Raw genomic sequence first — 26438 nt, forward strand, 5'->3', positions numbered from 1 at the left:
GGTGGCCTCGCTTTCGCCCGTCACTATGGCCTCGTTTTCAACCATCGCCGACATCATCTCGACCCACCGCTCCGAGTACTCCTCGAACCCCATCGACCTCGCCTTCTCAGCAGCAGCTTCGGCACGATTCTGTGCCGCCACGACCGCCGGTGGCTTCCACTGGCCGAGAGAGATCTTGGTGTGCGCGGCAGCAAGCCATGTGCGAGCGTCCGTCTTTGTGACGAAGGTGAGCGCCTTGTCGTCGTCAGTCCGAGCCGTGTATATCTCTCCATCAGGCCCGGGATAGCGCGCTTGCCAGCGACCGGATGGGAGCCTGCGCAGACTGCCCCACGGCTCTCGCTTTGTTGCGCTCATCGTGCCCTCCCGTGGACTCGAATGGACCCCATTGGGCTGTCGTGCCACTCCGTGCCACTCGACGCCGCTGAGGCCCAGGATCCGCATGCTTCCGCGGATGCTGACGAGTCGCCTGCGACGCGTGTGGCACGAAGTGGCACGCCCGAGGCGTCGCGCTGACCCCAAATTTCGGGTGGCGGACCTCCTCGCTTCCATACGGAAGGTGCGCTCGTGCCACCCGCGTGCAGCGCCGAACGGATACTCCTGGTCATCTCTGTCCTCCTCTGTCTTGGTGAGGAAGGCACGGAAGAGGCCCGAACCCGCGAGATTTCGCAGATCCGGGCCTCTGACCAGCTGTTTAGCCGGAACCTCGGAGAAAGACTCTTAGAACTCCCAGTCCTCGTCCTCGGTGGCCTCGGCCTTGCCGATGACGTAGGAGGATCCGGATCCCGAGAAGAAGTCGTGATTCTCGTCCGCGTTGGGCGAGAGCGCTGACAGGATCGCAGGGTTCACGTTCGTCACGGTCGAGGGGAACATCGCCTCGTAACCGAGGTTCATGAGCGCCTTGTTCGCGTTGTAGTGCAGGAAGCGCTTGACGTCCTCGGTGAGGCCGACCTCGTCGTACAGGTCCTGCGTGTACTGCACCTCGTTGTCGTACAGCTCGTAGAGCAGCGAGAACGTGTAGTCCTTCAGCTCGTCCCGCCTGGCCTGGTCGAGGGTCTCGAGGCCGCGCTGGTACTTGTAGCCGATGTAGTACCCGTGCACGGCCTCGTCGCGGATGATGAGGCGGATGAGGTCGGCCGTGTTGGTGAGCTTCGCCCGCGACGACCAGTGCATCGGCAGGTAGAACCCCGAGTAGAACAGGAAGCTCTCCAGCAGGGTCGAGGCGACCTTGCGCTTGAGCGGCTCGTCCCCGCGGTAGTAGTCCATGACGATCTGAGCCTTCTTCTGAAGGTTCGGGTTCTCCACCGACCAGCGGAACGCCTCGTCGATCTCCTTCGTCGAGCACAGCGTCGAGAAGATCGAGGAGTAGCTTTTCGCGTGCACCGACTCCATGAACGCGATATTCGTGTAGACGGCCTCCTCGTGCGGGGTGATCGCATCGGGGATCAGCGAGACGGCACCGACGGTGCCCTGGATCGTGTCCAGCAGCGTGAGACCGGTGAACACCCGCATGGTGAGCGTCTGCTCCTCGGGGGTGAGCGTGTTCCACGACTGGATGTCGTTGGACAGCGGCACCTTCTCAGGCAGCCAGAAATTGTTCACCAGTCGGTTCCAGACCTCGAGGTCCTTGTCGTCCTGGATCTTGTTCCAGTTGATCGCCTGCACGCGGTCGACCAGCTTGAGCGGTTCGGGGGTCATGTCTCTTCCTTCAGAAATCCCAGATCGAACGACGGATCACAGCGTGCAGCTGACGCATTCAGCCATGTCGGTGCCCTCGAGGGCCATCTGACGCAGACGGATGTAGTAGATCGTCTTGATGCCCTTGCGCCAGGCATAGATCTGCGCCTTGTTGATGTCACGCGTGGTGGCGGTGTCCTTGAAGAACAGCGTCAGCGACAGGCCCTGGTCGACGTGCTGCGTGGCAGCGGCGTAGGTGTCGATGACCTTCTCGTAACCGATCTCGTAGGCGTCTTCGTAATACTCCAGGTTGTCGTTCGTCATGAACGCCGCCGGGTAGTAGACGCGGCCGAGCTTGCCTTCCTTGCGGATCTCCACTTTCGCCGCGATCGGGTGGATCGAGCTCGTCGAGTTGTTGATGTACGAGATGGATCCGGTCGGCGGGACGGCCTGCAGGTTCTGGTTGTAGATGCCGTGCTCCTGGATCGACGCCTTGAGCGCCTTCCAGTCGTCCTGTGTCGGGATGTGGTGACCGGCGAACATGTCCTTGACCTTGTCGGTCGCGGGCACCCACTCCTGATCGATGTACTTGTCGAAGAACTCACCCGACGCGTACGTCGAGTCGGCGAATCCGTCGAAGGTCTCGCCGCGCTCGATCGCGATCCGGTTCGACGCGGTCAGCGCGTGGAACAGCACGGAGTAGAAGTAGATGTTGGTGAAGTCGACACCCTCTTCGGAACCGTAGAAGACATGCTCGCGGGCGAGGTAGCCGTGCAGGTTCATCTGGCCCAGGCCGATCGCGTGCGAGCGGTCGTTGCCGTCCTCGATCGAACGGACCGAAGCGATGTGGCTCTGCTGGCTGACCGCGGTCAGTGCGCGGATGCTCATCTCGACCGTCTTGGCCAGGTCGCCGCCGTCCATCGCCAGGGCGATGTTGAGCGAGCCCAGGTTGCAGGAGATGTCCTTGCCGATCTGGTCGTACGAGAGGTCCTCGTTGAAGGTCGTCGGCGTGTTCACCTGCAGGATCTCGCTGCACAGGTTGGACATGTTGATCCGACCCTTGATCGGGTTGGCCTTGTTCACCGTGTCCTCGAACATGATGTACGGGTAACCCGACTCGAACTGGATCTCGGCGAGGGTCTGGAAGAACTCGCGCGCGTTGATCTTGGTCTTCTTGATGCGCGGGTCGTCGACCATCTCGCGGTACTTCTCGGTGACCGAGATGTCGCCGAACGGCACGCCGTAGACGCGCTCGACGTCATACGGGGAGAACAGGTACATGTCCTCGCCGTTCTTGGCGAGCTCGAACGTGATGTCCGGCACGACCACGCCCAGCGACAGCGTCTTGATGCGGATCTTCTCGTCGGCGTTCTCGCGCTTGGTGTCGAGGAACCGCATGATGTCGGGGTGGTGCGCGTTCAGGTACACCGCGCCGGCGCCCTGACGCGCGCCGAGCTGGTTCGCGTACGAGAAGGAGTCTTCGAGGAGCTTCATCACGGGGATGATGCCCGAGGACTGGTTCTCGATCTGCTTGATCGGGGCGCCCGACTCGCGGATGTTCGAGAGCAGAAGCGCCACGCCGCCGCCGCGCTTGGACAGCTGCAGGGCGGAGTTGATGCCGCGGGCGATCGACTCCATGTTGTCCTCGATGCGCAGCAGGAAGCAGCTGACGAGCTCGCCGCGCTGCGCCTTGCCGGCGTTGAGGAAGGTCGGGGTCGCCGGCTGGAAGCGGCCGGAGATGATCTCCTCGACCAGGCCCGTCGCGAGCTTCTCGTCGCCGTCGGCGAGAGCGAGGGCGGTCATCACGACGCGGTCCTCGAAACGCTCCAGGTAGCGCTTGCCGTCGAAGGTCTTCAGCGTGTAGCTCGTGTAGTACTTGAACGCGCCGAGGAACGTCTCGAAGCGGAACTTCTTCGAGTAGGCGAGATCGTTGAGCTTCTGGATGAACTCGAACGAGTACTTCTCCAGGACGGCGCCCTCGTAGTACTCCTTCTCCACGAGGTAGTCCAGGCGCTCCTTGAGCGAGTGGAAGAACACCGTGTTCTGGTTGACGTGCTGCAGGAAGTACTCCCGCGCCGCGCGCTTGTCCGCGTCGAACTGGATCTTCCCGTCCGCGTCGTACAGGTTCAGCATCGCGTTGAGGGCGTGATAGTCGAGCCCCTCGTACGCTGCGTTGGCCTTGAACGCGATCTCGCCCTTCACCGGCGCTGAGTCCTTCACTGCTGCTTCCACCATCGTTCCAATCCGTCGCTCACGCGATCGACATCGTCCTGTGTGCCGTAGATCTCGAGCCGGTACAAGTGGGGCACGTGGCACTTGCGGCTGATGATGTCACCGGCGGCGCAGAACGCGTCGCCGAAGTTGGTGTTGCCTGCGGAGATCACTCCGCGGATGTGTCGCCGGTTGCGCTCGTCGTTGAGGAACCGGATGACCTGCTTGGGTACGGCGCCCTTCTCGACGCCGCGACCCTGCCCGCCACCGTAGGTCGGCGTGACCAGTACGAAGGGCTCATCGATGACGAGCGGCTCCTCCGTGCTGTGCAGCGGGATCCGCCGCGCCTCCAGGCCCAGCTTCTCGACGAACCGGGCAGTGTTGCCCGAGATGCTCGAGAAGTAGACCAGCAGCGGCGCGGCGGTCGCGGTGGCGGCGTTCATGAGATCGCCTCCTCCGCGATTACGCCAGGCGAGCGGCGAGCTCGTCGATCTTGTCGGGACGGAAGCCCGACCAGTGGTCCTCGTCGGTGACGACGACGGGAGCCTGCAGGTAGCCGAGCGACTTCACGTGCTCGAGCGCCGCAGCGTCCTCCGAGACGTCGTGGATCTCGTACTCGATGCCCTTCGCGTCAAGCGCGCGGTAGGTCGCGTTGCACTGCACGCAGGAGGGCTTGGTGTAGACCGTGATGGACATGTATTGCGCCTCTTCTTTCCCCTCAGAACCCGACTATCGGGCAGGTGGCCCCGCCGGGAGTTCAATACTACATATAGGTACGGACATTCAGGTCGACCACAAGGGCTAGTAGTTACAACCCTGTAGTTTTCCACCGTATTCCACCGCTTCGCCACAGGTTCTCCACGCTTTTGTCCACAGCCCCGGGCGGCCGCGGAGCACCCCCGAACCGCGATTTCCTGCGGGTCGCCGACACCCCGACCGGATCCCTCCACAGATCCGACGCTAGGACGGGCCGCGGACATTCCTCAGCCTGTGGAAATCGCCCTCCGGCGTGTCGTCGGCGTGTCGCGCCGAGCCCTCCCTTAGCCGCGCTCGATCGGCCGGGAGGCCTGCTCTCCGCACCGCGAGACCTGTAGCGTTGGTCCGTGGCTGGATCGGGATACAAGGAGCTTCTGCGCGTACCGGGAGTCGGGCGCATCATCGCCGCACAGCTGACGGCGCGATTCCCGAACGGCATGGCGAGTCTCGCGATCCTGCTGCACGTGCAGCACGCGACCGGATCCTATGGAGCGGCCGGGCTGGTGCTCGCGGCGTCGTCGATCGGACAGGCCGTGTCCGGGCCCGTCACCAGCCGCTGGATGGGCCGGTGGGGCATGCGCCCCGTGCTCACGCTGACCCTGTCGATCTGCGTGCTCGCCTTCCTCGGGCTGGCGTTCTTCTCGTTCCTGCCGCTCGCCGGCTACGTGGTGCTCGGCCTGATCGCGGGGCTCTCGACCCCGCCGATCCAGTCCGCCGCGCGCACCATCTACCCGAAGCTCGTGAACTCCTCACAGCTCACGCCGCTGTTCTCACTGGACGCATCGCTGCAGGAGATCATCTGGATCGTGGCCCCGGTCGTGATCACGATCGTCTCCACGCAGATCGGCACCGTACAGGGCCTGCTGCTCGTCGCCGCCGTGCTCGTGGGCGGCGGCGCCTGGTTCATCCTCTCCCCCGAGGTCGGGCGCGTGCGCATCCCGCGCAGCCGCCGCGGTTTCGGCGCCGTCGTGCTGAAGCCGCCGGTGCTGCTGGCCACGGTCGTCGGGTTCCTCCTCATCGGCGCCTGCGCGGCCGTCGAGGTGGGCGTGGTGAAGACCTTCGACCACGGGGGACTTTCGGCAGGTCTGGTGCTCGCGGTCTTCTCGGTGGGAAGCCTCGTCGGCGGTCTCGCCTCGGGCCAAGTGCCGATGGGCCCCTGGGCCATGGCCCGCCGGCTCACCATCGTGACCGTCGGGCTCGCGCTCACGATGGTGTCCCTCAACGTGTTCTGGCTCGGCGGCACTCTGCTCGCCGCCGGCATCGGGGTCGCGCCGGCGCTCGCGGTGCTGTTCGCGATCACGTCGGCGAGCGTGAAGTTCTCCGAGACCGCCGAGGCGTACGGCTGGGTCGGCACCGGCCAGCTGATCGGCGCGGCCGCCGGATCAGCGATTGCCGGCTTCCTCATCGACAGCATGCACAGCCCCACCGGGGCCTACCTCGCAGCGACGTGCTTCGCCGCCGTCGCGCTGATCGTCTCGGTCGTGTTCGTGCGCTTCTTCCCCGACCTGCGCGGCCGCGACGCCGCGCCGATGCCGGACACCGAGGCCGTCTCCCTGCCCTGAGCGGTCGTCCGACCCACCACACGAGCCCTGCCGTCGGAGCCTCGACCTCGGAATCCGCAGGATCCGGGGATCCCAACCTTCGATATCTGTTGTCATTTCCGATTTCGAGTGACAAGATCGGAGCATGAGCGCCGATCTGCAACAGAAAGCACACGATCACCTCTGGATGCACTTCACCCGGCAGTCCACGATGGACCGCAACGGGGTGCCGATCATCGTCCGGGGTGAGGGACACCACATCTGGGACGACACCGGCAAGCAGTACATCGACGGGCTCTCGGGCCTGTTCGTCGTCAACGCGGGCCACGGCCGCAAGCGCCTCGCCGAGGCCGCGGCGAAGCAGGCCGAGCAGCTGGCCTTCTTCCCGCTGTGGTCGTACGCGCACCCCGCCGCGATCGAGCTGGCCGACCGCCTGGCCGACTACGCCCCGGGCGACCTGAACCGGGTCTTCTTCACCTCGGGCGGCGGCGAGGCCGTCGAGACCGCCTTCAAGCTCGCCAAGCACTACTGGAAACTGCAGGGCAAGCACACCAAGCACAAGGTGCTCTCCCGCGCGATCGCCTACCACGGCACCACGCAGGGCGCGCTTGCGATCACCGGCATCCCCGCGATGAAGGCCATGTTCGAGCCGGTCACCCCGGGCGGCTTCCGGGTGCCGAACACGAACATCTACCGCGCCACGGAGATGGGCGCGCCGACGGATCCCGAAGCGTTCGGCGTCTGGGCGGCCGACCGGATCGAGGAGATGATCCAGTTCGAGGGCCCCGACACGGTCGCCGCGGTCTTCCTCGAGCCGGTGCAGAACTCAGGCGGCTGCTTCCCGCCGCCCCCCGGATACTTCCAGCGCGTGCGCGAGATCTGCGACCGCTACGACGTGCTGCTCGTCTCGGACGAGGTGATCTGCGCGTTCGGCCGGATCGGACACATGTTCGCCTGCGACGCCTACGGCTACGTGCCCGACATCATCACCTGCGCCAAGGGCATCACGAGCGGATACTCCCCCCTGGGCGCCGCGATCGTGAGCGACAAGATCTACGAGCCGTTCGCGCACGGCGACATGTCGTTCCCGCACGGCTACACCTTCGGCGGACACCCCGTGTCGGCCGCGGTCGCCCTGGAGAATCTGGACATCTTCGAGGAGGAGAAGCTCAACGAGCGCGTGCGCGAGAACTCGCCGCTGTTCCGCGCAGAGCTGGAGACCCTGCTCGATCTGCCGCTCGTCGGCGACGTGCGCGGCGATGGCTACTTCTTCGGGATCGAGCTGGTCAAGGACAAGACCACGCGGAAGACGTTCGACGACGACGAGTCGGAGCGCCTGCTGCGCGGGTTCCTCTCCGGCGCGCTGTTCGATGCCGGCCTGTACTGCCGCGCCGACGACCGCGGCGACCCCGTGATCCAGCTCGCGCCGCCGCTCACCATCGGGCCGGCGGAGTTCCGCGAGATCGCCGGGATCCTGCGCGGCGTGTTGACCGAGGCCGAGTCGGTTCTGTAGTCGCTGGGGACGCGACAGGGGGAGGGCGGATGGGGATCCGCCCCCCCTTTCTTCTGCGCTCGCGCCGCGCTCGGCAGTCTGCGATCGTGCCGCGCGAGGCTCAGCGCGACGGCGTCGCGATCACCAGGCTCGTCGGGCCGACCTGCTCGACGCTCACGAGGTCGAGCGCCGCGCCGTCGGGGAACAGTCGCCGGCCGGCGCCGGTCGCCGTCGGGAATACGCGCAGACGGTACTCGTCGACGGCACCGGCCGCGACGAAGCGCTCGACGAGCGAGCCGCTGCCGATCACGATGACGTCGCGCTCCGCCGCGGTCTCCCGCGCCCAGCCGACCGGATCCGTCTCGACCCGCCGGGAGTTCTGCCACCGGGCGAGGTCGATGTCGCCGCCCGTGACGACCGCCTTGTCCGCGGCGTTCAGCGCTCGGGCGAACGGATCCGTCTCGTCGCGCGGCGGCCACAGGGCCGAGAAGGCCTCCCAGGTGCGGCGTCCGAACAGGAAGATCCCGGTCTGCAGGATCGGGCCGTAGTGGAACTTGTCCCCCGAGATCGCCTCGGGACCGTGCCGGAAGCACCACCCGCCGAACGGCGTACCGTCGGATCCGTCCGGATCCTCCACGATGCCGTCGAGAGTGATGAACTGCGCCACGATGATGCGTGCCATGTCGTGCTCCTCGCCTCGTGCCCCGATGCGGATCCTCCGCGGAGGGCTTCATGAGGGTGTACGGGCGAGAGCAGCCGAAGTCATCGGTGCGGGCGGAATCCGTGCGGGCGGGATCCGTTCGGACTCGTCAGACTGCGACGATGCCCTCGCGCTCGAACAGGGCGAACAGCGCCTCGTCGCGGTACACCAGCACGTGCCCGATCCGGGTTCCCGTCACGTCGGCTTCGAACAGCTGCACCGTGTGCGGGTGCGGGCCGTCGTCGTCGACGCGCAGGAGCAGGAAGCCGTGCTGCCCGTTGGCCGAGATCGGACGGGTCTGCCAGCCAGTCCCCTGCCAGTCGAACAGGTGCGCCATGAACGCGGCGTACGTCTCGCGCCCGATCGACCAGAACGGCACGGGCGGCATCTCGAACAGCACGTCATCGGCGACGAGCTCCGCGAGCGCGGCGACGTCGGCCTGCTCGATGGCGCGCGCATACCGCTCGACCGTCTCGCGCCGCAGCGGGGCGGGGCGGGAGGATCGCTCTGCGACAGCTGCCTTCGCGCGCTGCAATGCCGAGTTCACCGACGGCACGCTCGTCTCCAGGATCCGGGCCGTCTCCGCCGCGGAGTGCCCGAGCACTTCGCGCAGGATGAAGACCCCGCGCTGCTTCGGCGGCAGCGCCTGCAGCACGAGCGTCACCGCGAGCCGCACCCCGGAGGCTTCGGCGACCGCCCGCTCCGGCTCGGAGTCGGCCCACCAGCGGGTCGGCGCCGGCACCAGCCAGGGCACGTCCAGTGCCGGCACCAGGGGCGCGCCGACGTCGATGCCCGGGTCCGTGAGGTCGCGTGGGAGCGGGCGTCGCGGTGTCTCGCGGAGCCGATCCACGCACACGTTGCGCGCGATGCGGTACACCCACGTGGACAGCGCCGCCTTGTCCGGATCGTACGACGCCCGGCTGCGCCAGGCCCGCTCGAGCGCATCCTGCACCGCGTCCTCCGCATCGAACGGCGAACCCAGCATCTGATAGCAGAAGGCGAGCAGGCCGCCGCGGAGAGCGGCGAGGTCGGGGGCGTCCACGCAGCCGAGGCTAGCCGCCCCGATCAGCCTCCCGCCATCGTCCGAGCGATGTCGGCGGCGGAATCGCCCGCCTTCTTCAGGACCAGCGCCACCAGCGCGAGCGCCCCGAGCGTCAGCACGAGCATGATCGTGGACACTGCGGCGATCTCCGGGCGCAGGCCGCTGCGCAGCGCGCTCAGCACGTACACGGGCCAGGGCGTGGTGCCGGAGACCTGCACGAAGGCGGAGACGATCGTGTTGTCCAGCCCCAGCGTGAACGAGAGCAGGAAGCCCGCGAGGACGGCCGGCATCGCGAGCGGCAGCGTGACCTTCGCGAAGGTGGTGAACGGCTTGGCGTAGAGATCCGCCGACGCCTCCTCGAGCTTGGCGTCGAGGCCCACCAGGCGTGCCCGCACAATGTAGGACACGATCGCGATGGAGAACAGCGACTGGCCGATCACCAGGCGCACGGTGCCGTCGTTGAAGATCGACAACCCCAGATCCTGACCGAGGAACACGACCCAGGGCAGCAGCGCCACCGCGTCCACGATCTCGGGCGTCACCGAGATGAGCAGCAGCAACCCCAGGAACCACGGCACCCACTTGCCGGGTGTGCGCGCCATCGCGATGCCGGCGAGGGTGCCCAGCGCCGTCGCCAGCACGGCGGCGATGAGGCCGGTGCGCAGCGAGACCAGCACCGCGTCGCGGACGGCCGGCTTGGTGACGATCGCGGCGAACGAGTCGAAGCCGAAGTGGTCCCACGAGATCAGCAGCCGGCCGACATTGAACGAGTAGACGATCACGACGGCGATCGGCAGGAACAGGAAGACGAACACCAGCGTTGCCCACAGCGGCAGCAGCCAGCGGCTGACGTTGCGCGGCGCCTTCGCACGGCGACCGGATCCCGCCCGGGTCGTGGACGGTGACGGATCCGCCTGCTCGGCCGGGCGTTCTGCGACGACGGTCATCGTGCGTCCTCCAGCGTCAGTCGGTAGCTGCGGCGGATGGGGATCGTGACGAGCCAGCCGATCGCCGCCATGACCCCGATCGACAGGGCGATCGTGAGGATGAGCAGCACGGCCATCGCGGATCCGAGCGCCCAGTTCTGCGCGGTCTGGAACTGGCTGGCGACGATCTGACCGACCATGTTGCCCTTCGCGCCGCCCAGGACGGTCGCCGTGATGTAGTCGCCCATGAGCGGGATGTAGACCAGCAGCACCCCGGCGATGATGCCGGGCTGCGCGAGCGGGATCGTCACGCGGAAGAACGTCTGCCAACTGCCGGCCCCGAGGTCCTTGCTCGCCTCGCGCAGCGGTCCGCTGACCCGGTCGAATGCCACGAACAGGGGCAGGATCATGAGCGGCAGATAGTTGTAGACGACGCCGAGCAGCACCGCGCCGCGGGTGTTCAGGATCCCGAGAGGTCCCGGGATCACGCCGAGGAACTGCAGCGCGTGCGACAGCCATCCCTCCGGGGCGAGGATGATCTGCCAGCCGATCGTGCGCACCAGGAAGTTGGTCCAGAACGGCACCATCACGAGCGCGAGGAACATCCCGCGCCGGCTCGGCGCGCACTTGACGGCGATCCAGTACGCGACCGGTGCGCCGATCAGGAGGCACAGCGCGGTGCCGGCGATGCCCACCCAGAGCGTGTTCTGGAAGGTTGCGAAGAACGTGGGCGAGAGCGCCTCGACGTAGCGGTCGAAGGACAGCTTGTCGTTGGCATTGGTGGCGAAGATGCTCGGCTTGTAGCCGAAGCTGTACCAGACCACGACCCCGATCGGGACGACGAAGAAGACGAGCAGCCACACCCAGGCGGGCAGGGCCAGGCCGAAGCGGATCCTGAGCTTACGCACCGGCGGCCGCCTTCGTCGCGTACCAGATCGCCACGATCCGCTCCTGGGCCTTCGTGAACTTCCCCTCGTGCATCGTGGCGATCTGCTCCTCCGTGAAGAAGACCATGTCGAGGTTCTCCAATCCCGCCTCCTCGGCCCGCTGCTGATTGCCCTCGACGCCGGTGTCGTAGCCGATGTAGTCCATCTGCTTCACCTGCACGTCCGGCGCGATGATGAAGTTGATGAAGGCGTGCGCCGCCTCGGGGTGCGGCGCCCCCTTGGCGATCGACCAGTTGTCCATCCAGATCTCGGTCGCCGGGGCCCCCAGCACCCACTGCCAGCGCTCCGGATTCTTCGACGCCGCGATCCCGGTGCGCGCGTCGCCGTTGTACACCTGCACGAGCGCCGCGGTCGCCTGCGGGATGATCTGTCCGCCGGGTGCGGAGTCGAAGGAGATCACATGCGGGGCGATCTCCTTCGTCATGAACGCTTCGCAGTCCGCGAGGTGCTTCTCGTCCGTCGTGTTCCAGTCGATCCCGTGGGACCAGAAGTAGATGCCGCACATGGGCGCCGGGTCATCGAGGAGGGAGGTCTTCCCGGAGGCCTCGTTCTGCGCCGCATCGATGAAGTCGGCCCACCCGGTCAGTTCCCGCTTGATCACGGTCTTGTCGTAGGCGAAGCCCGTCGTGCCCCATGCCTTGCAGATCGAGTACTCGTTCTTCGGATCGAACGTGCGGTGGATGAAGTGGGGGTTCATCGTCTGGAAGTTCGGGATCAGGTCGAGGTTCAGCCGCTCCAGGAGACCGTTCTCGGCCATGGGGAGGATGAACGGACCCGTCGGGACGACGATGTCGTAGCCCGACGTGCCGCGTGCGGCGACCAGCTTCGCGACGAGCTCCTCGTTCGAGTTGAACGCGTCGACGACGATCTTCGGCCCCTTCTTCTTCGTGAAGGCGCTCAGCAGATCCGGATCGTCGTAGTCGCTCCAGGTGTAGATCGAGAGCTTGTCCTCGAGCGGACCGCCGTTCGCCTGGGATGCTGCCGACGCCTTCTGCGGGGCGCAGGCGGTGAACAGCACGGCGCCGGAAGCCGCAAGCGCGGTCGCGAGGAAGCCGCGCCGCGTCAGCTCGGCACCGATCTTGCGTGCGGAGGGAGCGTTCGCGAGCACCCGCACCGGGGGCTGGCTGTGAGCGCCGCCGTGCGCCATCAGGCCGCTTCCTTGGGCAGAGCGATCACGTGGGTGGCCGTCTCGGGGATCCCGTCGCCGGCGAAGATGCGCACGTCGGCGTCGCTCCAGGTGCAGCGCACGGCGTCGCCGACGGCCACCGCCGGCGCGCCGGGAGCGGGGATCCGCACCAGGAACGTCTGCTCGCGGCCCACGTCCACGGCGACCTGCAGGGTCTCGCCCAGATGCGAGACGCCCAGCACGGTGCCGTCGAGGCCGGGTTCGTCCGCACGTCCCGCAGGAGCGAGCCGCACGAACTCCGGGCGGATCGCGGCGACAGCGGAGGATCCCGGCGCGCTCTGCTCCCCGCCCCAGCGTCCGTACACGGTTCCTGCGAAGGTGTCGACGGCGTCGCCGCCGAGTACCGTCCCGTGCAGGAAGTTCTGCTGGCCGATGAACGATGCCACGTAGGCCGACGCCGGCTCGGCGTAGATGTCGGCGGGGGCGGCGAGCTGCTCGATCCGCCCCGCACGCATCACCGCGATCCGGTCGCTCATCGACAGCGCTTCCGCCTGATCGTGCGTGACGAACACGAAGGTCGTGCCGAGCCGCGACTGCAGCAGCTTCAGCTCGAGCTGCATCTCCTCCCGCAGCTGGCGGTCGAGAGCCGCAAGCGGCTCATCCAGCAGCAGCACGCTGGGCCGATTGATCAGGGCACGGGACAGTGCGATGCGCTGCTGCTGCCCGCCACTCAGCTGGGTGGGCTTGCGGTCCGCGAAGCGGCGCAGCTGCACCATGTCGAGGGCCTCGGCCACGCGTTCGCGCTGCTCGGCCTTGGGCACTCCGCGCTGCTGCAGTCCGTAAGCGACGTTCTCCGCCACCGTCATGTGCGGGAACAGCGCGTACGCCTGGAAGACCGTGTTCACCTCCCGCTTGTGGGGGGGAAGGCCGAGGACGCTCCGGCCGCTCAGGCGGATGTCGCCCTCGTCGGGGTGCTCGAAGCCCGCGATCATGCGCAGGGCCGTGGTCTTGCCGCATCCCGAGGGACCGAGAAGGGAGAGGAACTCCCCCGGCCGGATCGACAGCGACAGCCGGTCGACGGCCGTCGCCTCACCGTAGTACTTGGTGACGCCAGAGATCTCGACGCCGCCGGTGGGCGCATCGGTCGTGCTCTGAGCAGGTACGGACATGGGACCGCTCATGGAACCTCCACAGTGAGTTCTTCGCTGCGGAGAGTCTGGCACAGGATCTGCGCTCAGTACAGAGGAAAACGTAGGTTCATTGGATTCCGACGACGATATTCGTTGTCAATTGGATGCCCATCAACGAATATGCGTGTTTCGGTGTCGTTTCGCGCGAGCTACTTCGCCTGGAAGTCGAACGCCTTCAGGAGCTCCTCGATGGCCTGCTCGCGCTGCTCGCCGCCCTCGTCGAACATGTGCGCCACGTGCGTGCGCAGGTGGTTCTCCAGCAGCAGCTTGTTGAGGGATTCGAGAGAGCGCTGGATGGCGCGGGACTGCGTGATGATGTCCATGCAGTACTCCTCGCCCTCGATCATCTTCGCGACGCCGCGGAGCTGCCCCTCGAGGATGCTGGTGCGGTGCAGGGCGCGCTTCTTGATGTCTTCGATCACGAGGTAGAGAGTACCGCCCGCCTCGCGGGTGGGGCTCTGCAAGGATGGGCGCATGGCGCGCGCCCGTGAAGCACTGCTGTCCCCGGCGGATCTGGAGCGCCTGCGCGCCCTACGGCAGATGAAAGCCGTCGCCCTCGCCGCTCTCGGCGTGATGGCGGTCGCGTTCGTCGTGGCCTTCTCGCTGCAGCAGCGCTATCCGTGGCTGGAGTATGTACGCGCGGCAGCGGAGGGCGGCATGGTCGGCGCCCTGGCCGACTGGTTCGCCGTGACAGCCCTGTTCCGCCGCCCGCTCGGACTGCCGATTCCGCACACCGCGATCATCCCCAGCCGCAAGGACGAGATCGGCCGCACGCTCGGCGAGTTCGTCGAGACCAACTTCCTCTCCGCGGAGGTCGTGCGTACGAAACTGTCCGAGACCTCCATCGCCGCGCGACTCGGATCCTGGCTGCGCGTACCCGCACATGCGGAACGGGTTGCGACAGAGGGATCCACCATCGCCTCCGCTGTGCTGCGCGCCCTCAGCGACGACGACGTGCAGAGCGTGATCGCGGAACTCGCGCGCGAGCATCTGGTCGAACCGGAGTGGGGCACGCCGGCGGGGGCCTGGCTGCAGCGCATCGTCGAAGCCGACGCCCATCGCGACGCCGTGGACCTCGCCGTCGACAGCATCGCGACCTGGCTGGATGGCAACGCCGCAGCGTTCCAGGGTCTGCTCTCGCGCCGGCTGCCGGGATGGGTGCCGCGGCTGGCCCACCGCTTCGTGGACGAGGCCGCCTACAACGAGGCCGTGCGGTTCGTGCGAGCGGTGCAGGCCGATCCGCGCCATCCCGCCCGGCGCGCGCTGGACGGATACCTCGCCCGCCTGGCGAACAACCTGCAGCACGACTCCGCCACGCGGGCGCGCCTGGAGAACGCCAAGGCGGCCCTGTTCGACAGCCCGCGTGTGGGCGCCTTGGCCGCCGAGGCGTGGAACGCGGCGAAGACCGGGCTGCTGTCGGCGCTCGCGGATCCGGAGAGCGGGCTGCGCCGTCGCGCCGCCGTGGCGATCGGCGAGCTCGGCGATCGCCTGGCCACCGAGGACCCGCTGCAGCACCGTGTGGACGGCTGGGTCACGGACGCCGCGGTGTTCCTCGTCGACCGCTACCGGCACGACATCGCCTCGATCATCACCGACACCGTGGAGCGATGGGATCCGGCCGAGACCACGGAGAAGATCGAGCTCATGGTCGGCCGCGATCTGCAGTACATCCGCCTGAACGGCACCGTGGTCGGAGCGCTCGCCGGGCTCGCGATCTTCGCGGTGGCGCACGCCGTCATCCCCGTGTAGGACCCCGGGGCGGACACCCCCACCCGGGGTAGCCCCGGTCGTCGCCCGGCTCGACGGCGCCGGGCGGCTCGGGCGGCTCGGGCAGGGCGGGTTTGCGAGGCCGGGGCGCGGACGGCGAGGTGCGCCCGACAGCTGTTGTCGCCCGCGGGCTGTCACGATCTGCACACGCTGACACGATCGGCACACGGATCCAGCGTTTCGCTGTGCTGATCGTCGCATGGTGTGCTGATCGTTCCTGCCGATCGTCCTCCACAGATGGCTGCCGGCGAAGGTTGTGCACGGATCCTGTGATCTCGCGGCCATGGGTCCGTCGCGTTCGTCACGCTGTGGACATGCTCTCCCTGATCGATACGATCCGACGTCGCGGCGGTATCGCCCGGGGCTCGGACCTGCAACGACTCGGCTTCTCGCGCTCGGCGCTCGCCCGCGCCGTACAAGGAGGCGCAGTGGAGCGCCTGCGAGATGGCGTGTTCGCGGCCGGCCCCATCACGCCCGACATCCGCGCCGCGGTCGCGCACGGCGGCGCGCTCAGCTGCGCGAGCGTGCTGACAGCGCTGAGGATCTGGGTGCTGCCCGAGATCACCGGGCCGCACGTCTGGCTGGGCGCGGGGCGGCATGGTCACACGCATCCGCACTGCGACTGCGTGCCGCACTACTACCGTGGGACGCCGCCGCTCGGTCGGACGGATCTCGAGACCGCCCTGCTGCACCTGCGCCTCTGCGCCGGGGATGAGGCGTTCTTCGCCGCCTTCGAGTCCGCCTGGAGGCGACGCCTCCTCCCCTTGGCAGCGCGCCGACGAATCCGCGAAGCTCTGCCGTTCTCGGCCCGGTGGCTCGTCGATCTCGCGCGGCATGACGCGGACAGCGGACTCGAATCGCTCCTGCGGCTGAGACTGCACGTGATCGGCCTGCGCCTCGAATGCCAGGTGCGTATCGACGGAGTCGGCAGAGTCGATTTCGTGGTCGGTCGGCTCATCATCGAAGTCGACGGCAGGGAGAACCACGACGGAGAGACGAAGCGGCACACGGACCTCGTGCGCGACGCGGCCGCTGCTCGTCTCGGCTATCGCACCCTCCGGTTCGACTACGCGCAGGTCGTGCACGATTGGCCCTCCGTGCAGGCCGCAATCCTTGCCGCGATGAGCGAAGTGTGACGGCCTGCACACGATGCCACGATCTGCACACGGATCCGGCTCTTTCGTGTGCAGATCGTCACAGCATGTGCGGATCGCCGCGGGAGGACAGGCCGGGCTGACGCGGCGCGCCAGACGAGAGCCGTAGCCCCGCTCGCGACGTATAGACCACTCGCCCTGTCTCGGTTCTCAGACACTACGCAGCCCGGCACGGCGGTGCGGATCCCGGCGAGTGGCACGCTGGACAGCGGATGCGACCGCGCGTCCGGGAAGGGACTCCTCATGGCACTGTCGCACGATCCCCTCTGGCCCCGTGGAGGCGACTGGCCCGCGTTCGGCACGCACGCCGACGCCGTCCTGCTGGGCGTTCCGACCTGGCGGACCTCGCTCTCGCCGACCGGCGCGCACGCGACGCCCGCCGCGATCCGCGACGCACTGCTCCGCTACAGCCCGACCCTGATGGGTCCGCCCGTGGTCGATCTCAACGCCGTACTGCAGATCGCCGACGCCGGGGACGTGCACGAGCCGGACGGTGACGAGGGCGTGGCTCGGGCGATCGCGCGCGTGTCCGAGCTGTCCGCGGCATCGCGCCTCGTGATCGCGCTCGGCGGGGACAACTCCCTCACGTACCCTGTCGCGCTCGGATCCGGGTCCACAGGCCTCATCACGATCGATGCGCACTTCGACCTGCGCGACGGGGTGTCCAACGGCTCGCCCGTGCGTCGGCTCGTCGAGGACGCTCCGGACGGATCCGCGATCGATCCGCACCGGATCGTCCAGATCGGGATCGCGGACTTCGCGAACTCCGCCGCCTACGCCCAGCGTGCCGCGGACTGGGGCATCCGCGTGATCACCCTGGACGAGGTGCGCCGCCGCGGGATCGACGACGTCGTGGCCGAGGCGGTGGAGATCGCCGGCGCCGGAGACGCCTCACGCGTGCACCTCGATATCGACGTGGACGCCTGCGACCGCGCAGCGACCCCGGGATGCCCGGCGAGCGTGCCCGGCGGATTCGCGGCCTGGGAGCTGCGGGCCCTGGTGCGGGGCATCGCCTCCGACCCGCGCGTGGTCAGCGCCGACATCGCCGAGGTGGATGCCACCGCCGATGACGAGGATGCGCGCACCGTGCGCCTCGCCGCACTGTGCGTGCTGGAGCTGCTGGCCGCGCTGGCCGGCCGAGGCTGATCCGCCGATGACCGACCGTCCCGCACGCGATCCGTTCCTCGATGGCGGTCCCGCCCTGCGCACCGCCCTGGGGTTGCGGTTCCTGCTCGAGCTCGCGCTGCTGGCCGGTGCCGCGGTCGCCGCAGTGCGACTCCTTCCCGGCTGGCCGGGGTGGGTGGGCGCCATCGTGGCGATCGTCGTACTGGCGGTCGTCTGGGGCCTGCTGCTGTCGCCCAAGGCGCGCTTCGGCATCCGTTCCGCGGGCCGGGTGCTCCTGGAGACCGCGCTCTTCGGCGCCGTGGGAGCGGCGCTCTGGGCGAGCGGGCTCGGCATCGCCGGGGTCGCGCTCTTCGCCGCGTGGGCGCTGGACAGGATCGCCCTGGCCGTGCTCAACCGCGACTGAGCGCAGCGCGCGCTCAGAGTTCGCGCAGCGCCTCGTCGATCGGCCGGTCTCCCTCGTTGAAGCGGATCGTGCGGCGTATGGTCGCCGGCTCGAGCAGCGTCTGCGCGATGACGTGCGCGACATCGGCTCGGGATACGCTGCCCGAGGCCTCCGATGTGGCGTCGATCCGCCCCGTCGGCTCCTCCAGCGTGAGCCGGCTCGGCGCGAGCACGGTCCACTCCAGTCCGGACGCGCGCAGCGCCTCATCGGCCGCCGCCTTCGCCTCGGCATACGCGAAGAACGAGTCCGTCGCGGGTATGCCGTGCTCGGGCGAGGATCCGAAGTACGACACCATCACGTACCGTGCGACGCCCGCGTCGGCGGCCGCGTCCATGGACCGGACGGCGGCGTCGAGGTCGACGGCCCGGGTGCGCTCCGCCGAGCCGCCGCCGGCTCCAGCCGACCAGACGATGGCGTCGTGCCCGGCGATCAGCGTCGCCATCGCCTCCTTCGACGCCGACTCGACGTCGAAGACCACGGGATCCGCCCCTGTCGCACGCAGGTCGTCGATCTGCGCGGCGTCGCGGATCACCGCGGTCACCTGGTCGCCGCGCGCCGTGAGGAGGGGTTCGAGGAGAAGGGCGACCTTGCCGTGGCCGCCGAAGATCAGGATCCGTGCCATGCGTCCACGCTAAGCCCGAACCAGAGAGAACGGGTCGCTCGATCCGGATCCGCTCAGCGCACGACCAGACGCGGCTCGATCAGCGCGTGCGCCGTGCCCGCCAGAACGTCCCGCGGAGTGACCGTCTCGCCGGTCGGCCCCATGAGCAGTTCCACGGTCGCGGCTGCGACGTCCTCGGGACGCTGCTCGACGCTCGAGAAGCCGAGCGCCTCCGCGGTCGGCGTGTTGTCGAACCCGATCACCGGCACCCGTGCGGACCTGCCGGTCTCCGCGAGGAGCGCGCCGATCGCGAGGGAGTCACTCGCACAGACCACGGCGTCCACGTCCGCGCTCGCGGCGGCCACGACGGCTCGCGCCAGAGCGACGTCCTCCTCGCTCGTCCAGCGCGGCCCCACGGCCCCGGCCGCGGCCATCGCCTCACGCCAGCCGCGCTCCCGATCGTCGCCGGTGCCCGACCCCGTCGGCCAGCCGAGGAACGCGACCCTCGGGCCGAAGCCGAGGGCGTGCTCGGTCGCCGCCCGCGTGCCCGCGGCGCCGTCGACGTCGACCCAGAGATGCTCGGGCGCGGCGAGGTCGTCCTCGCCCCAGGGGCGGCCGAACGCGACGAAGGGCAGCCGCGCTTCACCGAGCCAGCGCGTGCGCGGGTCGCCGTGGAACGTGCCGGTGATGATGGCGGCGTCGATCTCGGAGCCCTCCCAGAGTTCGGCGAGGCGAGCGATCTCATCGTCCGCGGTCCGGGCGGCGTAGACGAGCATGCGCATGCCGCGCTCGCTGGCGCGCTCGGTGAGGGCGTGCACGAAACGGTCCAGGATTACGCCGGAGACGCCACCGACGTAGGGATCCAGGTGGATGCCGATCGTGGAGCTGCGGCGGGTGCGCAGCTGCCGAGCCGCCGCATGCCGGCGATAGCCCAGCTCGACGATCGCCTGCTGCACGCGCTCGCGCGTGGCGGGCTTCACGATCGCCGGGGTGTTCAGCACGTTCGACACCGTCTGCCGCGACACCCCGGCGCGCTCCGCCACATCCTCGACGGTCGGCGTCCTGGCCATGTCTCTCCCTCCCCGGATTCTTCACGGGATCCGGGACCACCTTCCCACCTTGACACCCTGCGCCCCTGCCGCCTAGCGTATTCGACACAGAGTTTGATCGTTCAAATTCTTGGGACGGCCTCCGTCGTCGCCGAGAAGCACACATCATCACGGATGCTCATCAAGGGAGAAGAGACATGACACGGCACAGCACGCGCGCCGCGATCGGGGCCGGAGCCCTCGTCCTCGCCGGCGCGATCGCACTCACCGGCTGCGGTTCGGGATTCTCCGGCGGCGACGCCGGCAGCAGCACCGGATCCTCGAAGCTCACATCGTCCGACAAGCCGCTGAACATCCTCATCGGATCCTCCGGCGACGCGGAGACCAAGGCCGTGAACGACGCCGTGTCCGCGTGGTCGAAGACCTCGGGCGTCAAGGCCACCGTGACCGCGGCGAGCGACCTGAACCAGCAGCTGTCACAGGGCTTCGCGTCCGGCTCCCCTGCCGACGTCTTCTACCAGTCCACCGACGCCCTGGCCGGATACGCCTCGAACGGATCCCTGCTCGCGTACGGCGATCTGCTCAAGAACAAGGACGACTTCTACCCGAGCCTGCTGAAGTCGTTCACCTACGACGGCCAGCTGTACTGCGCACCGAAGGACTTCTCGACGCTGCAGCTCGTGATCAACACCGACATGTGGACGAAGGCCGGCCTCACGGATGCCGACGTCCCCAAGACCTGGGATGAGCTCGCCGCCGTCTCGAAGAAGCTCACCGCCGACGGCCATGTCGGCCTGTCGATGAGCGGCGAGTACGCGCGCGTCGGCGCCTTCATGGTCGCCGCCGGCGGAGGGCTGATGAACGCCGACTCCACCAAGGCCACCGCCGACGCCGAGGGCAACGTGAAGGCGCTCGACTACCTCAAGGGCCTGCTCGGCGACGGCTCGATGAAGTTCGCCGCCGACCTCGGATCCGGCTGGGGCGGCGAGGCGTTCGGCACCCAGAAGGCCGCGATGGTCGTGGAGGGCAACTGGATCACCGGTGCGATGACGAACGATTACCCCACCGTGAAGTACAAGGCGGTCGAGCTGCCCGCAGGCCCCGACGGCAAGAAGGGCACGCTGCAGTTCACGAACTGCTGGGGCATCTCGGCCGACAGCAAGAACCAGAAGGCCGCCCTCGACCTCGTCGAGCACCTGACCAGCGCGGACAGCCAGCTCGCGTTCTCGAAGGCCTTCGGCCCGATGCCGTCGATCGCCTCCGCCGCAGACGCCTGGAAGAAGGACAATGCCGCTCTCGTGCCGTTCCTGAACGGGGCGGACTACGCCCAGGGCGTGCCGACCGCCAAGGGCGCCAGCGACGTCGTGACCGACTTCAACGGCAAGCTCGGATCGCTCGCGACGGGCGACCCGAAGGCGATCCTCGACGCCACGCAGAAGAACCTGGAAGCCCTGACCAAGTAATCATGGCCTCCTCCACCGTGCGGTCTCACCGTCCCGCGTCCCACCCTGGACTGCGGCGCGGTGAGACCGCATCGGGGTGGCTGTTCACCGCCCCGATGCTGATCCTGCTCGGCCTGTTCCTGGTCGTGCCCGTGCTCATGGCGCTCTGGGTGAGCGTGAGCGACTGGGGCGGGCGCGGCTCGCCCTTCTCCGGCGGCGTCTCGTTCGTGGGTCTGAAGAACTACGCCGCCCTGCTGCTCGGCGGCGGCCTCGCCGAGGCCGACTTCGGCATGAGCCTGAAGAACAACGCCTGGTACGTGATCCTCGTGGTGCCGTGCCAGACCGCGCTGAGCCTCTTCCTCGCCGTGCTCGTCAACCGGCAGATCCTCAAGGGCCGCGGGTTCTTCCGCACCGCGTTCTACTTCCCGTCGGTGACGAGTTCCGTCGCGATCACGGTCCTTTTCCTGTTCCTGTTCTCCACCACGGGGGCCGTGAACGCCGCGCTCGGCTGGCTCGGGATCAACGGACCGAACTGGCTCAACGACCCATCCGGGATCCTGCATTTCGGCGCCTCGTCCGGCCCTGCGGCCTTGACGGAGAACCACTTCCTCGGCGTCTCCTACTGGGACTGGATCGGCGGCCCCAGCGTCGCGATGTGCGTCTACATCATCATGGCGATCTTCACCACGAGCGGAACCTTCATGCTGCTGTTCCTCGCCGCACTGCAGAACATCTCCGGCGAGGTGCAGGAGGCGGCCATGATGGATGGCGCGAACGGATGGCAGCGGTTCTGGCGGGTCACGCTCCCGCAGCTGCGGCCCACGCTGTTCACCGTCCTCACGCTCGGACTCATCGGCTGCTGGCAGATCTTCGACCAGATCTACACCGGCACCCGCGGCCAGCCGGCGAAGACGACGATCACGCCCGCATACCAGTCGTACCAGTCGTCGTTCATCAATCAGGAATGGGGCCAGGGCGCCGCGATCGCGTTCATCCTGTTCGTGATCATCATCGTCTTCACGCTCGTGCAGCGCTGGGCGCTGCGCGAGCGAACCGTGTCCCGTCGCCGCAACCGGCCGTACGTGGAGGCCGCGCAACGCGCCGTCGCACGCGCCGCCGCCGACCGAGCACCCGCCACGAGTGAAGGAGCACCGCGATGACCGCCACCGCTCCCGCCCCGTTCGTCGCTCGGCGCAAGCGCTGGGGCACCGTGCGGATCGCCTCCACTTCGGTCCTGTACGCGCTGCTCATCGCCCTCGCGCTCGTCTACATCTACCCTTTCCTCATCCAGGTCGCGACGAGCTTCAAGACAGACCCGGACGCGGCGACGAACCCGCTCGCGATCGTGCCGCAGACGTTCACGACCGAGGCGTACACGCAGTTGTTCCTGCGCAGCGACTTCCCCACGTGGTTCAAGAACTCCGTGATCGTCACGATCGTGGTCACGGCGGGCAGGGTCTTCTTCAACTCGCTCGCGGGCTACGCGCTCGCCCGGCTCCGCTTCCGCGGGCGCAACGCCGTGTTCGCCGGACTCGTCGCCGTCATGAGCGTGCCGACCGTGGTGCTGCTGATCCCGAAGTTCCTCGTGATCAACACGCTCGGCATGTACGACTCCTACGCAGGCATGATCCTGCCGCTCCTCGTGGACGCTGCCGGGGTCTTCATCATGAAGAACTTCTTCGAGTCGATCCCGGCCTCGGTCGAGGAGCAGGCGCGGATCGACGGTGCGGGCACCTTCCGGGTGTTCTGGTCGGTCGTGCTGCCGATGGCACGACCCGCACTGATCACGATCGTGATCCTTTCGTTCCAGGGATCCTGGAACGAGCTGGCCCACTTCATCGTGTCGACGCAGTCCCCCGAGCTGACCACCCTCACCAAGGGCGTGGCGCAGCTCGCCAACGGCCAGCTCAGTCAGGGCCGGCAGTATCCGCTCAAGCTCGCGGCGGCGATCATCATGACGATCCCCGTGGCCGTGATGTTCTTCGTGTTCCAGAAGCGCATCATGAACTCCAGTGACGGGGCGGTGAAGGAGTGACCGCCGGCTCCCCCACGATGCTCGCGTCGTGCGGAGGCCCGGCTCTGCCCTCTCCTCCCCTCCGCTGAACCCGCCCTCATCAACGTCCGGCCACCGCACACCCGCACACCCGCCCGCCCCTCACGAAGGAGCCACATGACCGACACCCCGCTGCAGCCCCTCCTGAACGACGCCGTCATCGCACTCCAGGCGCCGACTCAGGTGTGGTCGGACGAGACCGGGGACATGGGCTCCGCGCCCATCCACGGTGTCTATCACGGCGACGTCCGGCATGTGCGGTCGCTGACGGTCGCGGTCGACGGCACCGCGATCGAAGCGATCGCGTCGTCCTCTCCGTCCCCGCAGCGCGCCGTGTTCACGAGCGTGCTGCGCGGCCTCGACGACGACCAGCCCGACCCCAAGGTGCGCCTCGAACGCACCCGCACGGTGCGCCCCGGCGGCGTCTCGGAGGAGATCCGGATCTCCTCGCACCGCGAGATTCCGGTACCGGTCGACGTCACCGTGCGCCTCGTGCCCGACTTCGAGCCCCTGCAGCGCGTCAAGGCGGGCCTCGCCGACGCCGGTGCATGGGGCTGGGACGGCGAGCGCGCATCCTCGGGCACCGGGTCGTTCGCCCTGACCGCGCCCGACGCGACGATCACGGCCGAGGAAGCCCTCGTGATCCGTTGGACCGCCGTGCTGCCGCCGCGCGCGGCGGTGGGCTTCTCCTTCGACCTGGCGCTCGAGGATCCGACGCTTGTCGTCACCTCGCCAGGCACCCCCGCCTGTCCTGCCGTGCCCGAGACCCGGGATCCGCGGCTGCGGCGCTGGCTGCACCGTGCTGCCGGCGACCTCTCCGCACTGCGCCTGGCCCTGCCCGCCCATCCGGACGACGCCTTCTACGCCGCCGGGGCGCCGTGGTTCTTCACCCTGTTCGGCCGCGACTCGATCTGGGCTGCGCGGCTCGCGCTCCGCCAGGATCCGGCGATCGCCGCCTCGACGCTGCGGGTGCTCGCCCGCCTGCAGGGCACGAAGAAGGATCCGGCCACGGCCGAGGCGCCAGGGAAGATCCCGCACGAGCTGCGCAGCGGTGCGCTGTCGCTGCCGAGCGAGGGCGTGCACCTCCCCCCGCTGTACTACGGCACAGTCGATGCCACCCCGCTCTGGGTGTGTCTGCTCGCCGACGCTCGCGATGCGGGCATGCCCGAGGCGGAGGTGCGCGAGCTGCTGCCGAATCTGCGAGCGGCGCTGGCCTGGATGATCGACCACGGCGACGCGAGCGGATCCGGGTTCATCGACTACGTCGACGAGACCGGGCACGGCCTCGCGAACCAGGGCTGGAAGGACTCCGGCGACTCGATCCAGTGGCGCGACGGGCGCCTCGCCGAGGGTCCCATCGCTCTCAGCGAGGTGCAGGCGTACGCCTACGAGGCGGCGGTGCGCGGCGCCGGCCTGCTCGATGCGCTCGGCGAGGACGGCGGGAACGCACTGCGCGCCTGGGCGGTGGATCTCCGCACCCGGTTCCGCACCGCGTTCTGGGTGACCACGCCCGAGGGCCGCTATCCCGCGATCGCTCTGGACGCCCACGGCGCCGCGGTCGATTCGCTCACGAGCAACATCGGGCACCTGATCGGCACCGGCCTGCTGGATCCCGACGAGGAGCGCGCCTGCGCGGCGCTGCTGCTCGGCGACTCGATGTCGAGCGGGTTCGGGATCCGCACGATGTCGTCGGGGGCGGCGGGATTCTGGCCGTTGAGCTACCACGGCGGCAGCGTCTGGGCGCACGACACCGCGATCGCCGTGCACGGATTGCTGCGAGCGGGTCTGCGGGCCGAGGCCGCCGACATCGCGCAGCAGCTCGTGGACGCCGCCGAGGGGTTCGGCTACCGGATGCCCGAATTGCATGCAGGAGATGCCCGTGTGCTCGGCGTCACCCCCGTGCCGTACCCGGCATCCTGCCGTCCGCAGGCATGGTCCGCCGCAGCGGCCGCCGTGTGCGCGGACGCGTTGGGCTGAGTCCGGACGCGTTGGGCTGAGTCCTACGGGGAGGATCAGACCGCGCGCACGCCGTCCTTCCACACCGCGTCGACGAGCGGCACGCCGGGGCGGTACGCGAGGTGCACCCGGCTCGGGCTCTTCAGGAGCACGAGGTCGGCGCGCATCCCAGGGGCGATGCGGCCGATGTCGTCACGGCGCAGGGCCGCGGCTCCTCCGGCGGTCGCCGCGTGGATCGCCTCGGCGACGGTCATGCGCATGTCCCGCACGGCGACGGCGATGCAGAACGACATGGACGAGGTGAAGCTCGACCCGGGATTGGTGTCGCAGGCGATCGCCACGGTCACCCCGGCGTCGATGAGCCGGCGGGCATCCGGATAGGGCTGCCGGGTGGAGAACTCCACGCCGGGCAGCAGGGTGAGGACCGTGTCGGATCCCGCGAGCGCGGCCACGTCCGCGTCGGTCAGGTAGGTGCCATGGTCGATCGAGGCCGCACCGAGCTCGACCGCGAGCTGCACGCCCTCGCCCGGACCCAGCTGGCTCGCGTGCACGCGCGGCTGCAGGCCGCGGGCGATGCCGGCCTCCAGCACCCGGCGGGACTGCGGCACGGTGAACGCGCCGGTCTCGCAGAACACGTCGATCCACTTGGCGTGCGGGGCGCAGGCGTCGAGCATCTCGCCGACCACGAGGTCGACGTAGTCGTCGCCGCGGTCGGCGTACTCGGCCGGCACGACGTGCGCGCCGAGGAAGGTGACCTCGCGGGTGACCTCCGCGGCGAGGCGCACGAGGCGCTGCTCGGTCGCGACGTCGAGGCCGTAGCCGCTCTTGATCTCGACGGTGGTGGTGCCCTGCGCGAGCATCTCGTCGAGGAAACCGCGCAGGCGGATCCGCAGTTCGTCGTCGGTCGCCGCGCGTGTGGCGGCCACGGTCGATCGGATGCCGCCGGCGGCATACTTCTGCCCCTGCATCCGCGCCTCGAACTCGGCAGCGCGGTCGCCGCCGAAGACGAGGTGGCTGTGGCTGTCCACGAAGCCGGGGATCACAGCGCGGCCCTCCGCGTCCACGATCTCGTCGGCCGCCGGCGCGTCGGCCGCCGAGCCGACCCAGGCGACCCGCTCGCCCTCGATGAGCACGGCGGCGTCGTGCAGGGTGCCGCAGAGGTCGTCGCCGTCCGCGACGTTCGTCGTGAGCTCGCCGATGTTGGTGATCAGGATCCGCATGTCCTCAGCCTTCCGCAGAGTGGT

24 protein-coding genes and 1 pseudogene are annotated in these 26438 nt (G+C 68.5%); 10 read left to right on the top strand and 15 right to left on the bottom strand.

Going from position 1 to position 26438, the window contains the following annotated elements:
- From ACTJI8_RS11900 to nrdH, 5 genes and pseudogenes are all read right to left on the bottom strand, one after another.
- A pseudogene (locus ACTJI8_RS11900) lies at nucleotides 1–354 on the bottom strand (hypothetical protein); the annotation flags it as partial.
- Nucleotides 355–717: 363 nt separating this feature from the next.
- Nucleotides 718–1695 (bottom strand): class 1b ribonucleoside-diphosphate reductase subunit beta, encoded by a 978-nt coding sequence (nrdF, locus tag ACTJI8_RS11905; protein WP_440733657.1) that lies wholly within the window; start codon nucleotides 1693–1695, stop codon nucleotides 718–720.
- A 36-nt stretch (nucleotides 1696–1731) separates the two neighbouring features.
- Nucleotides 1732–3909, bottom strand: a complete 2178-nt coding sequence (gene nrdE, locus ACTJI8_RS11910) for a class 1b ribonucleoside-diphosphate reductase subunit alpha (RefSeq protein WP_440733658.1) — start codon at nucleotides 3907–3909, stop codon at nucleotides 1732–1734.
- Complete coding sequence (gene nrdI / locus ACTJI8_RS11915; RefSeq protein WP_440733659.1) at nucleotides 3891–4328, bottom strand: class Ib ribonucleoside-diphosphate reductase assembly flavoprotein NrdI; 438 nt, start codon at nucleotides 4326–4328, stop codon at nucleotides 3891–3893. Before nrdI ends, nrdE begins: the two co-directional genes overlap by 19 nt.
- A 19-nt stretch (nucleotides 4329–4347) precedes the next feature.
- Nucleotides 4348–4581, bottom strand: a complete 234-nt coding sequence (gene nrdH / locus ACTJI8_RS11920; protein WP_045273567.1) for a glutaredoxin-like protein NrdH — start codon at nucleotides 4579–4581, stop codon at nucleotides 4348–4350.
- A gap of 458 nt (nucleotides 4582–5039) precedes the next feature.
- On the opposite strand from nrdH, the gene ACTJI8_RS11925 reads away from it, so the two are divergent.
- Together ACTJI8_RS11925 and ACTJI8_RS11930 are read left to right on the top strand one after the other, a co-directional pair.
- Complete coding sequence (locus ACTJI8_RS11925; RefSeq protein WP_440734087.1) at nucleotides 5040–6203, top strand: MFS transporter; 1164 nt, start codon at nucleotides 5040–5042, stop codon at nucleotides 6201–6203.
- Nucleotides 6204–6327: 124 nt separating this feature from the next.
- A complete protein-coding gene (locus ACTJI8_RS11930; RefSeq protein ID WP_440733660.1) occupies nucleotides 6328–7695 on the top strand; it encodes an aspartate aminotransferase family protein in 1368 nt (455 codons plus the stop codon).
- A 100-nt stretch (nucleotides 7696–7795) separates the two neighbouring features.
- On the opposite strand, the gene ACTJI8_RS11935 is transcribed toward ACTJI8_RS11930, so the two are convergent.
- The 7 genes from ACTJI8_RS11935 to ACTJI8_RS11965 all read right to left on the bottom strand — a co-directional run bounded on the left by ACTJI8_RS11935 (nucleotide 7796) and on the right by ACTJI8_RS11965 (nucleotide 14027).
- Nucleotides 7796–8356, bottom strand: a complete 561-nt coding sequence (locus tag ACTJI8_RS11935; protein ID WP_440733661.1) for a dihydrofolate reductase family protein — start codon at nucleotides 8354–8356, stop codon at nucleotides 7796–7798.
- Between the two features lie 127 nt (nucleotides 8357–8483).
- A complete protein-coding gene (locus tag ACTJI8_RS11940) occupies nucleotides 8484–9416 on the bottom strand; it encodes an RNA polymerase subunit sigma-70 (RefSeq protein ID WP_440733662.1) in 933 nt (310 codons plus the stop codon).
- Between the two features lie 23 nt (nucleotides 9417–9439).
- Nucleotides 9440–10363 (bottom strand): ABC transporter permease, encoded by a 924-nt coding sequence (locus ACTJI8_RS11945; protein WP_233311385.1) that lies wholly within the window; start codon nucleotides 10361–10363, stop codon nucleotides 9440–9442.
- Nucleotides 10360–11250, bottom strand: a complete 891-nt coding sequence (locus ACTJI8_RS11950; protein WP_440733663.1) for an ABC transporter permease — start codon at nucleotides 11248–11250, stop codon at nucleotides 10360–10362. The genes ACTJI8_RS11945 and ACTJI8_RS11950 overlap by 4 nt, the downstream gene beginning before the upstream one ends.
- Entirely contained in the window at nucleotides 11243–12436 is a 1194-nt protein-coding gene (locus ACTJI8_RS11955) for an extracellular solute-binding protein (protein WP_440733664.1), read from the bottom strand. Before ACTJI8_RS11955 ends, ACTJI8_RS11950 begins: the two co-directional genes overlap by 8 nt.
- Nucleotides 12436–13596: an ABC transporter ATP-binding protein gene (locus tag ACTJI8_RS11960; protein ID WP_440733665.1), complete on the bottom strand. Its 1161-nt coding sequence runs from the start codon at nucleotides 13594–13596 to the stop codon at nucleotides 12436–12438. Before ACTJI8_RS11960 ends, ACTJI8_RS11955 begins: the two co-directional genes overlap by 1 nt.
- Nucleotides 13597–13754: 158 nt before the next feature.
- On the bottom strand, nucleotides 13755–14027 hold the full coding sequence (locus tag ACTJI8_RS11965) for a metal-sensitive transcriptional regulator (RefSeq protein ID WP_440733666.1): 273 nt from the start codon (nucleotides 14025–14027) through the stop codon (nucleotides 13755–13757).
- 52 nt (nucleotides 14028–14079) lie between these two features.
- Between ACTJI8_RS11965 and ACTJI8_RS11970 the strand changes: the two genes are divergently transcribed.
- The 4 genes from ACTJI8_RS11970 to ACTJI8_RS11985 all read left to right on the top strand — a co-directional run bounded on the left by ACTJI8_RS11970 (nucleotide 14080) and on the right by ACTJI8_RS11985 (nucleotide 18054).
- Nucleotides 14080–15354, top strand: coding sequence for a DUF445 domain-containing protein (locus ACTJI8_RS11970; RefSeq protein WP_440733667.1), 1275 nt, complete (start codon nucleotides 14080–14082; stop codon nucleotides 15352–15354).
- Nucleotides 15355–15686: 332 nt separating this feature from the next.
- Entirely contained in the window at nucleotides 15687–16508 is an 822-nt protein-coding gene (locus ACTJI8_RS11975; RefSeq protein WP_440733668.1) for a DUF559 domain-containing protein, read from the top strand.
- A gap of 261 nt (nucleotides 16509–16769) precedes the next feature.
- Entirely contained in the window at nucleotides 16770–17672 is a 903-nt protein-coding gene (locus tag ACTJI8_RS11980; RefSeq protein WP_440733669.1) for an agmatinase family protein, read from the top strand.
- Nucleotides 17673–17679: 7 nt separating this feature from the next.
- The gene (locus tag ACTJI8_RS11985; protein ID WP_440733670.1) at nucleotides 17680–18054 is read left to right on the top strand and encodes a DUF2568 domain-containing protein; all 375 of its coding nucleotides are present in this window, start codon (nucleotides 17680–17682) and stop codon (nucleotides 18052–18054) included.
- A 13-nt stretch (nucleotides 18055–18067) separates the two neighbouring features.
- On the opposite strand, the gene ACTJI8_RS11990 is transcribed toward ACTJI8_RS11985, so the two are convergent.
- Both ACTJI8_RS11990 and ACTJI8_RS11995 read right to left on the bottom strand, forming a co-directional pair.
- A complete protein-coding gene (locus ACTJI8_RS11990; protein ID WP_440733671.1) occupies nucleotides 18068–18715 on the bottom strand; it encodes an SDR family oxidoreductase in 648 nt (215 codons plus the stop codon).
- 53 nt (nucleotides 18716–18768) lie between these two features.
- Nucleotides 18769–19764 carry a LacI family DNA-binding transcriptional regulator gene (locus ACTJI8_RS11995; RefSeq protein WP_440733672.1) on the bottom strand — a complete coding sequence of 332 codons (996 nt, stop codon included), beginning with the start codon at nucleotides 19762–19764 and terminating at the stop codon, nucleotides 18769–18771.
- A gap of 176 nt (nucleotides 19765–19940) precedes the next feature.
- Between ACTJI8_RS11995 and ACTJI8_RS12000 the strand changes: the two genes are divergently transcribed.
- The 4 genes from ACTJI8_RS12000 to ACTJI8_RS12015 all read left to right on the top strand — a co-directional run bounded on the left by ACTJI8_RS12000 (nucleotide 19941) and on the right by ACTJI8_RS12015 (nucleotide 25215).
- Nucleotides 19941–21206 (top strand): sugar ABC transporter substrate-binding protein, encoded by a 1266-nt coding sequence (locus tag ACTJI8_RS12000; RefSeq protein ID WP_440733673.1) that lies wholly within the window; start codon nucleotides 19941–19943, stop codon nucleotides 21204–21206.
- 2 nt (nucleotides 21207–21208) lie between these two features.
- Nucleotides 21209–22345 (top strand): carbohydrate ABC transporter permease, encoded by a 1137-nt coding sequence (locus ACTJI8_RS12005; RefSeq protein WP_440733674.1) that lies wholly within the window; start codon nucleotides 21209–21211, stop codon nucleotides 22343–22345.
- Complete coding sequence (locus tag ACTJI8_RS12010) at nucleotides 22342–23220, top strand: carbohydrate ABC transporter permease (RefSeq protein WP_440733675.1); 879 nt, start codon at nucleotides 22342–22344, stop codon at nucleotides 23218–23220. The genes ACTJI8_RS12005 and ACTJI8_RS12010 overlap by 4 nt, the downstream gene beginning before the upstream one ends.
- Before the next feature lie 135 nt (nucleotides 23221–23355).
- Complete coding sequence (locus ACTJI8_RS12015) at nucleotides 23356–25215, top strand: glycogen debranching N-terminal domain-containing protein (RefSeq protein ID WP_440733676.1); 1860 nt, start codon at nucleotides 23356–23358, stop codon at nucleotides 25213–25215.
- Nucleotides 25216–25250: 35 nt separating this feature from the next.
- Here ACTJI8_RS12015 and hutI read toward each other — a convergent pair whose 3' ends face one another.
- On the bottom strand, nucleotides 25251–26414 hold the full coding sequence (gene hutI, locus ACTJI8_RS12020) for an imidazolonepropionase (RefSeq protein ID WP_440733677.1): 1164 nt from the start codon (nucleotides 26412–26414) through the stop codon (nucleotides 25251–25253).
- Between the last annotated feature and the right edge of the window lie 24 nt (nucleotides 26415–26438).

Source organism: Microbacterium sp. 22303, assembly GCF_052045265.1.
Lineage (GTDB): Bacteria > Actinomycetota > Actinomycetes > Actinomycetales > Microbacteriaceae > Microbacterium.